Annotated in this window: 14 protein-coding genes; 5 read left to right on the forward strand and 9 right to left on the reverse strand. The window is 33.1% G+C overall.

The window, feature by feature from the left end; genetic code table 11:
* Positions 1-5: 5 nt before the first annotated feature.
* The 4 genes from EDD62_RS07815 to EDD62_RS07830 all read right to left on the reverse strand — a co-directional run bounded on the left by EDD62_RS07815 (position 6) and on the right by EDD62_RS07830 (position 3,872).
* Positions 6-1,172, reverse strand: a complete 1,167-nt coding sequence (locus EDD62_RS07815) for a glycosyltransferase family 4 protein (RefSeq protein WP_123808402.1) — start codon at positions 1,170-1,172, stop codon at positions 6-8.
* Positions 1,172-2,320: an NAD-dependent epimerase/dehydratase family protein gene (locus EDD62_RS07820; RefSeq protein WP_123808404.1), complete on the reverse strand. Its 1,149-nt coding sequence runs from the start codon at positions 2,318-2,320 to the stop codon at positions 1,172-1,174. Before EDD62_RS07820 ends, EDD62_RS07815 begins: the two co-directional genes overlap by 1 nt.
* A 196-nt stretch (positions 2,321-2,516) precedes the next feature.
* Complete coding sequence (gene rpmG / locus EDD62_RS07825; RefSeq protein ID WP_077140873.1) at positions 2,517-2,666, reverse strand: 50S ribosomal protein L33; 150 nt, start codon at positions 2,664-2,666, stop codon at positions 2,517-2,519.
* Positions 2,667-2,705: 39 nt separating this feature from the next.
* A complete protein-coding gene (locus tag EDD62_RS07830; protein WP_123808407.1) occupies positions 2,706-3,872 on the reverse strand; it encodes a GTP-binding protein in 1,167 nt (388 codons plus the stop codon).
* A 201-nt stretch (positions 3,873-4,073) separates the two neighbouring features.
* Between EDD62_RS07830 and EDD62_RS07835 the strand changes: the two genes are divergently transcribed.
* From EDD62_RS07835 to EDD62_RS07850, 4 genes are all read left to right on the forward strand, one after another.
* Positions 4,074-5,105 (forward strand): metal ABC transporter solute-binding protein, Zn/Mn family, encoded by a 1,032-nt coding sequence (locus EDD62_RS07835; RefSeq protein WP_123808409.1) that lies wholly within the window; start codon positions 4,074-4,076, stop codon positions 5,103-5,105.
* A gap of 142 nt (positions 5,106-5,247) precedes the next feature.
* Positions 5,248-5,937, forward strand: a complete 690-nt coding sequence (locus EDD62_RS07840) for a response regulator transcription factor (protein ID WP_331463357.1) — start codon at positions 5,248-5,250, stop codon at positions 5,935-5,937.
* Positions 5,934-7,346, forward strand: a complete 1,413-nt coding sequence (locus EDD62_RS07845) for a HAMP domain-containing sensor histidine kinase (RefSeq protein WP_123808414.1) — start codon at positions 5,934-5,936, stop codon at positions 7,344-7,346. Before EDD62_RS07840 ends, EDD62_RS07845 begins: the two co-directional genes overlap by 4 nt.
* Positions 7,339-8,577, forward strand: coding sequence for a S1C family serine protease (locus tag EDD62_RS07850; protein WP_123808417.1), 1,239 nt, complete (start codon positions 7,339-7,341; stop codon positions 8,575-8,577). The genes EDD62_RS07845 and EDD62_RS07850 overlap by 8 nt, the downstream gene beginning before the upstream one ends.
* Positions 8,578-8,674: 97 nt before the next feature.
* Here the strand turns inward: EDD62_RS07850 and EDD62_RS07855 are convergent, their stop codons facing one another.
* The 4 genes from EDD62_RS07855 to EDD62_RS07870 form a co-directional block, all read right to left on the reverse strand.
* On the reverse strand, positions 8,675-9,553 hold the full coding sequence (locus tag EDD62_RS07855) for a DNA-3-methyladenine glycosylase family protein (RefSeq protein ID WP_211329123.1): 879 nt from the start codon (positions 9,551-9,553) through the stop codon (positions 8,675-8,677).
* A 1-nt stretch (position 9,554) separates the two neighbouring features.
* Complete coding sequence (locus tag EDD62_RS07860; RefSeq protein ID WP_170152811.1) at positions 9,555-10,130, reverse strand: histidine phosphatase family protein; 576 nt, start codon at positions 10,128-10,130, stop codon at positions 9,555-9,557.
* 73 nt (positions 10,131-10,203) lie between these two features.
* Positions 10,204-11,277, reverse strand: a complete 1,074-nt coding sequence (locus tag EDD62_RS07865; protein ID WP_123808422.1) for an NAD/NADP-dependent octopine/nopaline dehydrogenase family protein — start codon at positions 11,275-11,277, stop codon at positions 10,204-10,206.
* A gap of 63 nt (positions 11,278-11,340) precedes the next feature.
* Positions 11,341-12,849: an amidohydrolase gene (locus EDD62_RS07870; protein ID WP_123808425.1), complete on the reverse strand. Its 1,509-nt coding sequence runs from the start codon at positions 12,847-12,849 to the stop codon at positions 11,341-11,343.
* Between the two features lie 26 nt (positions 12,850-12,875).
* On the opposite strand from EDD62_RS07870, the gene EDD62_RS07875 reads away from it, so the two are divergent.
* Positions 12,876-13,331 (forward strand): methylated-DNA--[protein]-cysteine S-methyltransferase, encoded by a 456-nt coding sequence (locus EDD62_RS07875; protein WP_123808427.1) that lies wholly within the window; start codon positions 12,876-12,878, stop codon positions 13,329-13,331.
* 84 nt (positions 13,332-13,415) lie between these two features.
* Here EDD62_RS07875 and EDD62_RS07880 read toward each other — a convergent pair whose 3' ends face one another.
* Positions 13,416-14,939 (reverse strand): BCCT family transporter, encoded by a 1,524-nt coding sequence (locus EDD62_RS07880; protein WP_123808430.1) that lies wholly within the window; start codon positions 14,937-14,939, stop codon positions 13,416-13,418.
* Between the last annotated feature and the right edge of the window lie 91 nt (positions 14,940-15,030).

Below are 15,030 nucleotides of genomic sequence, written 5' to 3' on the forward strand. Positions count from 1 at the left end.
GAAAATTATCTATGACACAAGTCGCGTTTGATTTTATAAATCAAATTACTAAGATATTGATTTTCAATTGCCCTTTCATAATATTGTATAAGCTCTAACGAAGCATTTTCCCAACTATATCGCATTGCTTCCTTTCTTGCATTTTGTTTTAAGCACTTCATCACATCATCGTCATCTAAATATGATACCGCTTTAATTAAACTATCTAGATCGTTTCCATCATATATTATCCCTGTCTTCAAATGCTCAATCTGTTCACATGTTGGACCCGATTCTGCAGCGATTACGGGTAAACCAGATGCCATCCCTTCCAATATTACTAAACCTAAAGTCTCAGACACCGAAGGAAAAATAAATGCGTCGGCACTTGCAAACGCTTTAGATAATTGCTCTCCATGCATAAACCCAGTAAACAATGTATGAGTTCCTTCAAAAATAGTACATAATGAGTCTTTCGCTGGTCCATCACCGATAATAGCCAACGCTATATCATCTCGCGCCTCCATTAATGGTTTCAATTTATGAATTTCTTTCTCAGGAGCTAATCGTCCAATGAACACTAGTAATTTCTTATCAGGTTTATTTTGAGTAAGTGTATTGCGCATCGTCTCACTCTTATATCGTGGATGTCTTTCCTCAAGGTCTACACCACGCCTTAATACACTTAAATTATTAATACTTTGCGATGATAATACCTCATACATCGCTTCGGATGTACATAAATTAACATTGGCATCACGATGTTGATAGCGTATAAAGTTCCATAAACCTTTTCGTGTCAATCGATTATCTAAATGATAATGTGATAAATATTTTGGTAAATGTGTGTGATATGAACACACAAGTGAAATATTACGCTGTTTTGCATAATATACTCCACTTGTGGCGAGTAATGTTGGATTTACTGCATGTATAACATCTGGCATAAAGTCATCAATCACTTCTCCGACAATTTTTGACGGTAAAGACCATTTTCTAAATCTGTACAGTGGTAATTTAAAAGACTTTACACCAATCACTTCTGCACCTTTATACGATGTAATCCCTAAATCTGGCGCAATGACTTTCACCGTATGACCAACAGATAACATATATTCAATCGCTTTGCATAGTCTTGTTACAATGCCATCTGTAGACGGTAAGAAAGTTTCTGTAACGATTAATACTTTCATTATTTCCACTTAACTTTCGGTATAACGTTATCTTGAATGATACGTTCTTTATATTGAAGTGCATCAGTTAAAATTTCATCCAATACTTCATCAGTGAGTAAATGAGGTTCTAATCCTAAATCAATTAATTTAGTATTTACTGCGTTATAATAATGATTTTCTTTTTCAACACGTGGATTCTCAATATTTGAAATCGTAGCAGTTAGCCCTTTTTGTTCAGCAACTTTCTTTGTCATTTCAGCAAGTTCTTTCACTGAGAAACTTTCAGTAAATTGATTGAACACTCTAAATTCACCTTGCTCAGCTGGATTATTAGCAGCGATTTCGATACAACGTACTGTATCTTTAATATTTAAGAATGCACGTGTTTGTGAACCAGATCCATATACTGTAATATCATGTCCAATCGCTGCTTGAATTAAAAATCTGTTCAACGCCGTACCAAATACTCCATCATAATCCAATCGGTTCGTTAATACAGGATCCATACGTGTTTCATCTGTATTCAACCCATACACAATACCTTGGTTTAAGTCTGTTGCACGAATCCCCCATATCTTACAAGCAAACATAATATTATGTGTATCATGTACTTTTGTTAAGTGATAAAAACTTCCCGGTTGCTTTGGATAAGGTAACGTATCTTTACGACCTTTATGCTCGATTTCTATATAACCTTCCTCAATATCAATATTAGGTTGACCATATTCTCCCATTGTCCCTAACTTAATTAAGTGACAATCAGGTGCTAATTCTTTGATCGCATACAAAACATTTAAGTTACCTAATACATTGTTAGATTGCGTGTAAACAGCATGTGCTCTATCAATCATTGAATAAGGAGCAGAACGCTGTTCAGCAAAGTGGACAAATGCCTCAGGTCGCTCTTGTTTGAACACTTGTGTCAAGAAGTCATAATGATTTAAATCTCCTATGTATGTACGAATTTCTTTACCTGTTATTTCTTTCCATTTTTCGACACGTTCCTCTAATGGAGCAATCGGTGTCACTGAATTCGAGTGTAATTCATCATCTATATCACGACGAACTAAATTATCAATAATCGAAACATCATGCCCTTGCTTACTTAAATATAATGCCGTTGGCCATCCACAAAAACCGTCTCCACCTGCAACAATAATTCTCATATGATTCACCCTCCATTGATTGTAATTATAAATAAATGTTTTCAGTTTTAATTATATAAATATAAAATATTAATTTCGAATGAATACACTTTAATTTACTGAAAATTTACATTAAATTAACATCATCACAAATTTTACTTATAATTAAAAAATAAAATTAAAAAAGAGCGATTAAAAATCGCTCTTTAACAATTATTTATTTAGTTTCTCTGTGAAGTGTATATTTCTTAAGTCTTGGTGAGTATTTCTTTAATTCAATACGCTCTGGGTTCGTTCTTTTATTCTTCGTTGTAATGTAGTTACGGTCACCACATTCAGTACAAGCTAAAGTAACGTTTACTCTCATTTTATTCGCCTCCTTTAATTCATTAATCCATTATATACTTTATTGGAATTGTGGGAAAGGGTCTTTCAATTGACTATAATCCATATTCATCTCTTCATCTGTTAATAAACACCCATCTAACGCTTCAATCACTTCTTGTTCATCTAGATTAAATCCGATAAACACAAGTTCAGTCATTCGATCTCCGAATGGTGCTTGTAACTTTTCTTTAAGTGTTGGATCTTCTTCAATTAACTCTTGTTGTTCCTCTTTTGAATAAGTTATTGCCCATGGTCCCGCACTCTCTATTGTAGTCGATGGACCGGCTTGTGACAATAGGCCAATTTCATCAAATCGTGTAGCAAGCCAGAAAAAACCTTTAGAACGTGTAATATTTTCAGGCCAATACATCATCCAATTATATAATCTCTCAGGATGGAATGGCTTCTTCGCTCGATATACAAATGAAGAAATACCATACTCTTCAGTTTCAGGCGTATGTTCTTCATTTAATTCTTTAATCCAACCTGCTTGTGTACTCGCTTGTTCAAAATCGAATGAATTAGTATTCAAAATTAAGTCCAAATCAATTTCGCTCTTTGTTGTCTTAACAATTTTAGCTTCAGGATTTAGTTTCATAAGTAATCCTTGGACTTGCTTAATTTCATTATCAGTCATTAAGTCTACTTTATTTAACAAAATGATATTACTAAATTCAATCTGATCAACGAGTAAGTCGACGACATCACGCGTGTCATGATCATCATTCGATAAACTTCTATCGATCAAAGTATCACCAGATTCATAGTCTTTAAAAAACCTAAAGCCATCCACAACAGTTACCATTGTATCGAGTTTTGAAATTTTTGCAAGGTTTATTTCCAATTCTTCATCTTCTAATGTTAAAGTTTGAGCAACAGGTACAGGTTCACTAATACCGGTAGATTCAATGACGATATAATCTAAATCATTGTTCCGAATTAAACGTTCAACTTCGATTAATAAATCTTCTCTTAATGTACAACAAATGCAACCATTCTGCATTTCTACTAATTTTTCATCTGTACGACTCATTTCAACAAGTCCACCATCTATATTAACTTCGCTCATATCGTTGACGATAACACCCACTTTTTTACCATGATTTTCCTTTAATACATAGTTTAATAACGTTGTTTTACCTGCACCTAAAAATCCACTTAACACTGTAATTGGTACTCTTTTCATAATCTTTCCTCCATAGTCATCAAAGCTTTTATTTTTATTAATCGTAATAATTACGTTTTACAATTATACAAAATTACTTATTAAATTGAAAGGGTTGATTTTTAATATTAACCGGTGTATAGTTATAAATCGTAACGATTACGATGTTTGTTATATCGTAAATAGAACCATACATTCCAAATATTTAAGGAGGAAATCATTATGAAGAGAAGTATTATGTATTTATTAATGATTGCAGTGCTTGTTTTAGGCGCATGTCAATCAAATAGTTCATCAGATCGTCAAGATGGAAATAAAGAAAAACCATCAAAAGATCAAATTAAAATCACAACGACAGTATTTCCAATTGCAAGTTTTGCAAAGCAAATCGGTGGAGATCATGTTAGTGTAAATTCAATCTACCCACCAGGTACTGATATTCACACGTTTGAACCAAGTCAAAAAGATATGATTGAATACTCAAAGTCAGACTTATTCTTTTATACAAGTGATGATTTAGATACGATGACAACAAATATTACAAAATCCATTAAAGAAGATGTTGAAGTAGTTGCCGTTGCTAAAGATATATCAAAAGAAAAAATATTAGCCCATAACCATAATCATGAAGATCATGATCAAGTTAATGAGGAAGAGCACAACCATGATCATGAAGGTCATGACCACGCTAATGAAGAAGAGCACAACCACGATCATGAAGGTCATGACCATGGTGAAAATGACCCACATGTTTGGTTAGATCCTATTCATTCGATCACAATGGCTAAAGCGATTAAAGATGAATTAGTTAAGTATGATGAAGCTAATAAAGAGGAATATGAAGAAAACTTCAAAAAATTAAAAGAAGAATTAACTAAAATAGATGAAGAGTTGCACACAGTTACTGAGGGTGCAAAACATAAAGAAGTATTTATTTCACATGAATCAATTGGTTACTTAGCTGACCATTATGGCTTTGAACAGGTTGGAGTTAGTGGTCTAAATAACGAAGAACCAACTCAAAAAGATATTATTAATGTCGTGGAAAAAATCAAAGAAGACGGTGCTAAGCATATCTTAGTAGAGCAAAATGTAAGTAGTAAAACTGTTGACATGATTAAAGAGCAGACAGACGTTGAACCTGTAGAATTCCATAACTTATCTACATTAACAAAAGAAGAATCAGAAGATAATATCACTTACCAAAGCATTATGAAAAAGAACACTGATGCTTTAAAGAAAGCGATGCAATAATTAAATAATCTATAACGAAACTCCTAATCTATTTTTATATAGATTAGGTGTTATTTTTTAAAAATTTGTTCTGACATATTTTGAACATATTAATACTTTAATATAATATACATAAGAATAAGATAGTGATTGGAGGGCTATTATGAATATTCTTATCATTGAAGATGAACAACCAATCAATCATGTTATTAAAGCTTACATGAAGAAGGTTGGTTTTACGACCTTCCAAGCATTTAATGGAAAGGAAGGCTATGATTTATTTAACTCAGAACAAATTGACTTCATTTTACTGGATATTATGATGCCGGAACTTGATGGAATTTCACTTCTCAAAAAAATCCGGACAACATCTAATGTTCCTGTTATAATGCTCACTGCTTTAAACGATCAACAACATATTCTAGAAAGTTTTGAACACGGTGCGGACGACTACATCACAAAACCGTTTACAGGAGAAGAAGTAATCGCACGTACTAAAGCTGTTATTCGTCGAACAACCAGTGGCAAACTTCCGGATGATTCAATTCGATTTGGACAACTAGTAATTAACCCCGCATATCATACAGTTAAAGTTTTAAAAAAAGAGCTCAACTTGGCGCCTCGTGACTTCAGTGTTCTACTTTTCTTAGCTGAACATCCAAACCAAATATTCAGCCGTGATCAGTTGCTAGATCATATTTGGGGATTCGACTATGAAGGAAGTGACCGTGCAGTAGACTTGGCAATTAAACGTTTGAGGAAAGCACTCTCTAGTTGGCCTGAACATGAAGGTCAAATCGAAACGGTCCGTGGTCATGGATATTTGTTGAAAGTTGAGGATCGATTGTTATGAAACGCCAATCAATGCAATCATTATGGATCAAGAGATATATTATTACATTATTAACCGCAATTTTAATTATTGCTTTCATTTATATAGTTTGGAATAAAGAAAACATTAAAGAACACAGATTATCTCTAGTTCAGACGTTAAATGACTCTATCGCTGTTCAAACGATTGGCAATCAAGACAAAATAAAAGACCAAGAAATCCATGAACAGTATAATGATATATTAAAAAGTTTTAACGCAACACCGAAAATTATTATTACTGATCATAAAGGTCAATGGTTAAACTCAAATTTCAATGCAGTCAACGAAACACGAATCAATACGGATATTTTAGAACGTGAAAATGATTATGATATTATTTCTACAAACGACCTTAATATTCCATCGACTGATCATGAATTATACATGCTCAAAACACCAATAAAATCTGATAATGAAACATACGGTTATGTGATTTCATTTGTCGAAAAAAATAAAATTGATGAAGTCCACATACCATTCGTCCCTATTCTTTTAATCGCCATTCCATCAATCATTATCGGTACAATTCTAATTTATTACTTCACTCGTCAAATGACGACACCTATTCATAACATTAGCTCAGCAGCACGTAAGCTCAGTGATGGTGAATTTGTCACGATTGATAGTCATTATAAAGAAAAAGAACTTTATGATTTCGCACTAAGTTTCAATGAGTTAAGCAAACAATTAGAAGCTCACGATCAATTGCGTAATGAATTATTAGCTGGGGTAACACACGAACTAAAAACTCCTGTTGCTTCAATTTCAGGATTATTACAAGCCATTCAAGATGATATCGTTGATGAAACTGATAAAGAGGAATTTATCAAATTAAGCTTACAAGAATCACGAAAGTTGAACCGTCTGATTGAAGATTTGCTTGTATTCAATTCGTTTACAACAGATGCAATCAAAATAAATAGCGATCAAATTAATTTAAAAGAATTTATAGAATCAACTGTGACACATTTTGACTACCAATCTGATAATCAGAATTCAATCATTGAATGTCATAACTTAATCGATGCATCTATTCACACAGATAGAGATCGACTTTCACAAGTTTTGCTTAACTTGTTAAACAATGCAAACCAAGCATCACATAGAGATTCAACGATTGAAATCCATATGAATGAAACACTTGATTCATATAATATATTGATTAAAGACTTTGGCTCAGGGGTACCTAAAGATGACATCGAGCATATATTTGAAAAATTTTATCGAGGTCAGAATAAACGATATGATACCCGTGGCTTTGGCCTAGGACTACCTTTATGTAAATTAATAATGCAAAAGTTAAACGGAAATATACAATTACTTGAAACAAGTAGTGAAGGTACTACATTTATCATTAAGTTAAACAAAAAAGGAGTAAAAAATGGATAAACAAATACCACAATATAGATACGTAACGGATATAGAACATCAAAATGCCAAAAAATCAGGATATTTGAGCAATTTAACAACACTTTTCGCCATATTATTAACGATATTAATTAGCGTATTAACTACGATTTTATTATTAACACAAACACCTTTAAAAAATATGATTACAGACAATTCAATGCATTCATATACACCCCCAGCAGCTGATGATGATCATAAAAACCGAGTAAATCATATCAATAATACTGATAAAAACAAAATGATCGAACAGGCTTCAAAGTCTGTTGTAGGAGTCATTAATAAACAATCAGCAAATAACCCATACGGTGATTTATTCGGAAAGCTACAGAAAGATAATGACTCTGTCGAATCTGGTACTGGATCTGGTGTCATTTATAAAATTAAAGACGGTGATGCGTATATTGTCACCAATCACCACGTTGTTGAAGGCGCATCGAATATAGAAATTAATTTGTCCGATAATCAACGCATCGAGGCTGAATTACTCGGAAGTGACCCTTTAACTGATATAGCAGTTGTAAAAGCCAAATCCGTAAAAGGAATGGAAGCAATCGACTTCGCCAATTCAAGTGATGTAAAAATAGGAGATGACGTCATGGCAATTGGTAATCCACTTGGTTTAGAGTTCTCAAACTCTGTGACAGAAGGTATTATTAGTGGAACAGAACGTGAAATGAATGTAAGAACATCTGAAGGTCATTCAACGATAACGGTAATGCAAACCGATGCTGCCATTAACCCAGGAAATAGTGGAGGAGCGCTCGTGAATCAAAATGGTGATTTAGTTGGAATCAACTCTATGAAAATATCTTCAACAGAAGTAGAAGGTATTGGGTTTGCCATCCCATCTAATGAAGTCGATACATTAATCCAAGAACTAGAAACAAATGGCTCAATTGAGAGACCTTACGTTGGTATCAGTATGATTGACGTTGAAGATTTACCTAAAGAATATATAGATGAATTGAAAATAAAAGATAAAAAAGGAATTGTTGTTGCTCAAAAAGATCCAAAAGCTAATCATAACCTTAAACAAGGTGATGTGATCACGAAAATTAACGATGAACCAGTAAATAACATTGCTGAATTCAGAAAGTATTTGTACGATAAAACATCTGTTGGAGATAGAGTTGAATTTACAATTATCCGTGATGGCAAAACAACTACAGAGACAGCAAAATTGTCTTCTCGAAATGAACAATTACAATAATAGACAAAAGGACATCTCGTTTAGAGATGTCCTTTTGTCGTACAATGCTTTATTCAATCTACAACTCACTCGTTTTGTTGATAGATTTTCAAACATTTCATTTCTTCTTAGCTAATGGATCACTATATCCTTCAATATTTTGCTCAGAAATGACCCAAATATACAATGATGCAAGACTTCCATATGGACTGAATCGACGTCTATACTTTTCAAATCGTTCTCTCGACACTTCTTTATGACGATAAATCATACGTAAACCTCGGATGATTGCTAAATCTTTGTAACTAAATATATCCATACGATTATATGAGAACATTAACATCATTTCTGCAGTCCATTCACCAACACCTTTAAGTTGTGTTAAATATTGAATTGCTTCTTCATCTGTCATATGATGAATTTCTTCAAAATCAATATCGCCATTAATCACTTTTTCAGTGGCTGTTTTTATATATACTACTTTTCTTTCACTTAACCCGAACGATTTCAATTCCTCATCCTTATAATTAATGACTTTCTCTGGCGTAATATGGTGATTCATCGCATTCATTAATCGTGCCATAATCGCATATTGTGCATATACTGAAATTTGTTGACCGACAATTGAACGGACAAAATTATAGTAGATATCAGGTATTATTTCTTCTTCAATTGGTCCAATCATTTCAATCACACGTGCAAGTTTTTTATCTTTATTCTTTAGATACTCGATTGCTTCCATGTCATATTGGAATGTTGGTTGAATATTTTTACGCATTAATCCTGGCTCAACTTCATAAAAACCTAAAAATTTATACTCGTGTGCTGTCAATTGAAGTATATCAAAATTTACTAGAATATAGTCAAGTTGACCTCTAAGGACTCTAAAAAGATTTTTCCATCCATCCACAACAGAACATTTACAATCAAACAGTGTAATATCATGTCCCTCTAACTTATAAAATACTTCGCCTTCATCAGTTTGTATGATCGTCATATTACGCTGACACTTCCACATGTTCTATACATTGAAGCTCAAAGCGTTCACTATCGATGATCACCTTGTAAACATCTGGTTGCTTTAATGATTTCCAAAATTCATAACCATACTCTTCATCAAAATATTTAAGCATTGCGGTAAATAGTGTTCCATGTGTTCCAACAACAATCTTATTATCTGGATATCGTTCAACCAACTCTTTAATAATCGGAACAGCTCTATCTTGAGTTTGTTTAATTGATTCACAGCCATCTAGATTATAACTCGGTTCTTTAAATATTTTCTTCATTAATTGTTGATATTCCAGTACATTTTGAATTGGCTTTTTAGATAATCTTATCTCTTTTAATTCTTCGTATGTTTGAATCGTTTCTTTACGATCAAGTGCTAAATATATTAGCGTATCAATTGCACGTTGATAAGGGCTAGTAATGAGCAAATCAAATTCTATATGTTTAAACACTTCAACAAGTTTTTGGGCTTGAATATATCCTTCTTCAGTAATTGACCGATCCTTATCACTACCCCTAAACGGGTCGCTCTTCGCATGTCTTACGAAGTAAAATGTTGTCATCATAATCAATCCTTAAATATAATAAAATACAAAATGCTATAAGTTTGTACTTATAGCATTTAATTATATCTTTTTATATTAAATTGTTCAAAGTATTAGGTGAAATCGCTCCATCAAACCCTAATTTCGAAAGCGTAAGTCCTTCTTCAAAGAAATTACGATCTAATAAAACACCAGTTAAATGAATAATCGAGTCTATTACTGGTGTATCTACTCCTACTGCATCTCCAATACTTGCCCATAACACTAATCCTTCCTCTACATCTTCCACAATATATCTGTTTTGTAATGTTGTAGGGCCTTTTAAATCTTTTAATATAGGACTTGTGTTGAATTGCTCAAGCAACGTTTTACCTTTCGGAAAATAACTTGATCGTTCTGATCGAGCACTTTTATCGAGTTGTTCGAAATTCAAAGCAGCACAAATTTGTTGCCTTTCTTTATCAATTGCCTCAACAACACGTACAGTATGTTTAGTAATTCCTTGACTGTATAAATAAAATTCATCACCTGCATAATCTATTCTACCCGTATTTAAAATGGCCGGACCTGGATGAGACTCAGGATTACCATTATTTAATGTAGTTTCTAAAATATTTTTAGCAGGGACAAGTGTATCATACAACGGCTTTAATATTTCAATCATATGATCTGTATGCTGGCTTGGATAACTTGCAAATAGATTATGCGTACTAGTTAAGATTAATTCCGCTTCATTCGATGTATGATCATAGCGGCATGCATACGTTAACGACATTGTCTCACCGATATAAACGTTTGGATTATAGCCTTCTGATTTGACAACATTCATAAATTTCATTGAATTCATCGCGCTCGCACCGTTAATATAAATATATTGTCCATCTTTCAAATATGGTGCAACTTCTTTAGCATAATGTGCAATGGCCAAAGTAGGTAAAGTCACCATGATGACTTCAGCATGCTCAATAGCTTCTTCAATATTTTGAGTGAATTTATTTATCTTAACTGTCTCACCTTTAAACTTAATACCATCATTTAACTGGTTACGATCCCAATCCGCATTTGATTCTGGCGTATGGTATAATGTCACATCATGACCTCTTCTCGTTAAGTCAACCGAAGCAACAATCCCACCATTTCCAGCACCTAAAATTGTAATATTCATAGTAACCCCCCCCTATTCTTAAGTACTCTGTAATAATATCATATTCTCAAGTTGAATTGACGTTTATTTTCGAATATAAACAGTCTCTCCATCGATGATTGTCTGTATTACTTCTATATCTTCTATTGGTACTGACTCATCAAAGATATTACTACTTAATATTACAAAGTCCGCTTTAAATCCAGGAAGTATCTTACCTAAACTCTCTGACCTCTGACCAACAACACTAGAATTAACCGTATAAGATTGAACCGCTTCAAATCGATTCCATTTTAAATCTCCACATAAGTATTCAATCGTATTAAGTACATCAACAGAACCTATCGGTGCATCAGAACTACTGGCATATTGAATATTATAATCCTTTATTTTATGATATGCATGAGTATCATTGATACGATCAAAGCCTAATATATTTATTAATTTCTCGTTCTCTTTATGAAATAATGGTTGTATATCACAAATAATCGGTAGTTTCTTTATACGTTGTAGCAACACATCATTTACTAAACTTACATGTATTAACCTATCAAAATGTCCATCCTTTGGAAGATTTTCTTCTAATATAGTTAACACTATATCTAGAGCCTTATCTCCAATGACGTGAAATGCACATGTCTTATGATGCTTTCGAATATCCTTCACCATTTGTTCAAGCGTATTTTTATCGTGAATTAATCGTCCATTGTTAGACGTACCTAAATATGGTTCTATTAAATAAGCTGATTGGTCACCGAATGTTCCATCTATAAATATCTTAATAGCGTCAAAACGTAACCAGTCATCATGTATCGCCTTTTCAACATGCTCTACTTCTTTATACACATTGTGATGGACTAGTAAATTTAACCTAAACTTCGTTCCATGATTTAGCACATCAAAATATGCGTTTAAAGGATTCATATAATGGCCATAATAAGATAAGTCTTCTGTATGAACACAACTAATACCTTTTGAAACACATTCATCAATTGCATCATTAATTAACTCTGTTAAATTTGTCGAAGACTGTTCAATAACATATTGATATAATTCAAAATAATTTTCATCATATATGAATCCATTTTCATCAACATTGTTAAGTAATTGATTTTGTTGTAACTTCTTTAATGTATTAATAGCTTGTTCATTTAACAAAGCAGAATGCTTAGACGCTTTCACTAATAATGTAGGTCCATAAGCCCACTCACTTAACTGCCCATGATTGATCATTGACTTATGAATTTCATCAATATATCCTTCAATGATTAACCATTGCCCTTCATGATGAAAAGTTGTACTTTCATTGTAAATTATTTCCTTTAGATTTTCCTTTGACTGAACAGAAGAGATATTAACTCTCCTAAGTGTTTCACCTAACCCAATCAAATGGATATGACTATCTGTAAAGCTTGGGATTAACGTTTTACCTTTTAGGTCAATACGTTCTATATTCTCAATATCATTATATATAGTAAAATCATTTCCCGTGTACTCTATAACACCGTTATTCACCACGATGTACTCTACTTGTTCATTATAATGATCACGAGCCATAGTGAAAATATTCCCATTATAATATAATTGTTTCATATCTATCACCTTCAAGGAGTTGTATTATGCAATACTCTATTTACTATATTAATTCATCTTTATACATCTACTATATCATTGAAAATGAGTACTGTATTTTTATAAGTGGCTTTAATGAGCCTCTACCAGAATCTAAAGAACCTCTTCACGATCACCCGTATCATGATAATTTCAATCAATATTTTCATGAAAATCAACCACTCGATATTCCATATATTATTACTGGCACTCCTTTTGAACAAAAAGTACTCAATGAACTGCTGAAAATTCCTTATGGTAAAACAGTCACATATCAATATATTGCAAAAATGATTAACCGTCCAAATAGTGCTCGTGCTGTAGCAAATGCAATTGGTAAAAATCAACTACCAATACTAATCCCCTGTCACAGAGTTATTCGTTCTGACGGCTCAATGGGAGGATATAAGTATAGCAGAGATATGAAGGAATGGTTACTCAATCACGAAAACATTATTACATGAAATAATATGTTAAAAATAACATATTGTGCTCACTAGACTTATAAGTCTAGTGAGCACATTTATTTCCATTATATATATAGAAATTTATTTAATCTCTTTCTTCTTAAACAATTCACTTTTCGCAGATTTATAGAAAGATACACTCATTAAGATCATCACAATTGAAAATGGTAATGCTGCAATGATTAATAAATTCTGTAATCCTTGTGTTCCTCCAAAGAACATAATTACAGCTGCAATCGCTGATAATATAATTCCCCAAGAAATCTTAGTCGCTGCATGTGGTGTGTTTGTACCTCCACCAGATAACATTCCAAGGACAAACGTTGCCGAGTCTGCTGAAGTAATAAAGAATATCGCAATCACTACAATCGTAATGAGTGATAGTAAGAATCCAAGCGGATACTGCTCAAGCATCATGAATGTCGCAGTCTCTAATGTTGCTTCTGAAATCTTCGCTAATCCATTCTTTTCTATATGAATGGCACTTGTTCCAAATACAGCAAAGAATAAGAAACATACTAGAGCTGGAACAATTAAAACACCTGCCATAAATTGTCTAATCGTGCGTCCCCTTGAAACGCGTGCTATGAAAATACCAACAAATGGTGCCCAACTGATCCACCATGCCCAATAGAAGATCGTCCAACTATTGATCCATTTCCTAGCCTCATCATCTTCTGGGGCAATACGTAAACTCATTTGGAAAAAGTCAGCAACATAATTTCCCAATGCATTTGTAAATGTATTTAATATATACATACTCGGACCTACAATAAATAATACTAGAAGTAATACAAATGCTAATCCCATATTGCTTGTACTCAGCACCTTGATTCCTTTACCTATTCCAGACCAAGCTGAAATGATAAATAATGCAGTGGCTACAATTAGAATAATCAGTTGTACAGTAAATGATTGAGGAATATCAAATAAATAATTGAGTCCACCATTAATCTGTCCTGTTCCAAATCCTAATGTTGCTGCAACTCCAAATACAGTTGCTAAAACAGCTAAAATATCAACAAGTTGTCCTAGCCATCCTTTCATACGTGCTTCACCAAAAATTGGAATCAGTGTTGAACTCACTAAGTTTGGATAACCTCTATGGAAGCTAAAGTAGGCAAAGACTAATGCAACAATCGCGTATACTGCCCAAGCATGAATACCCCAGTGGAAAAACGCAAATTTCATGGCGTCATTAATTGCTTTCGGAGTACCAACTTCTGCTACTGGTGCATTTAAAAATGCATGTTGTGTTGGTTCAGCAGTTGTCCAAAAAACAAGTCCAATACCCATTCCTGCACTAAATAACATGGCAAACCAAGCCCCTGTTGAGAACTCTGGTTTTTCCCCTTCTTTACCTAAACGAATCTTACCAAACTTTGAGAACATTAAATAAATACAAAAGACTAAAAATAAAAGAACTAATATTAAATAATACCAACCAAAGTATTCAGAAAAGAATGATGTAATTTTAGCAGTTGCTTCTTCCATTTGAGTCGGTTGGATTGATCCCCAAATGACGAAAATCATACAAACTGCCAATGCTACGTAAAAGACACTTGTTACTTTTTTCCCCAATATAATCACCTCAACTATATACATACCTGTCTTCTTAAAATATAAACTCTATTTATTAAATATATATCAAAACTGACGATATTAAAAAAAATAAGACCTAACCTGTTTGGTTAGA

The organism is Abyssicoccus albus (assembly GCF_003815035.1).
GTDB lineage: Bacteria > Bacillota > Bacilli > Staphylococcales > Abyssicoccaceae > Abyssicoccus > Abyssicoccus albus.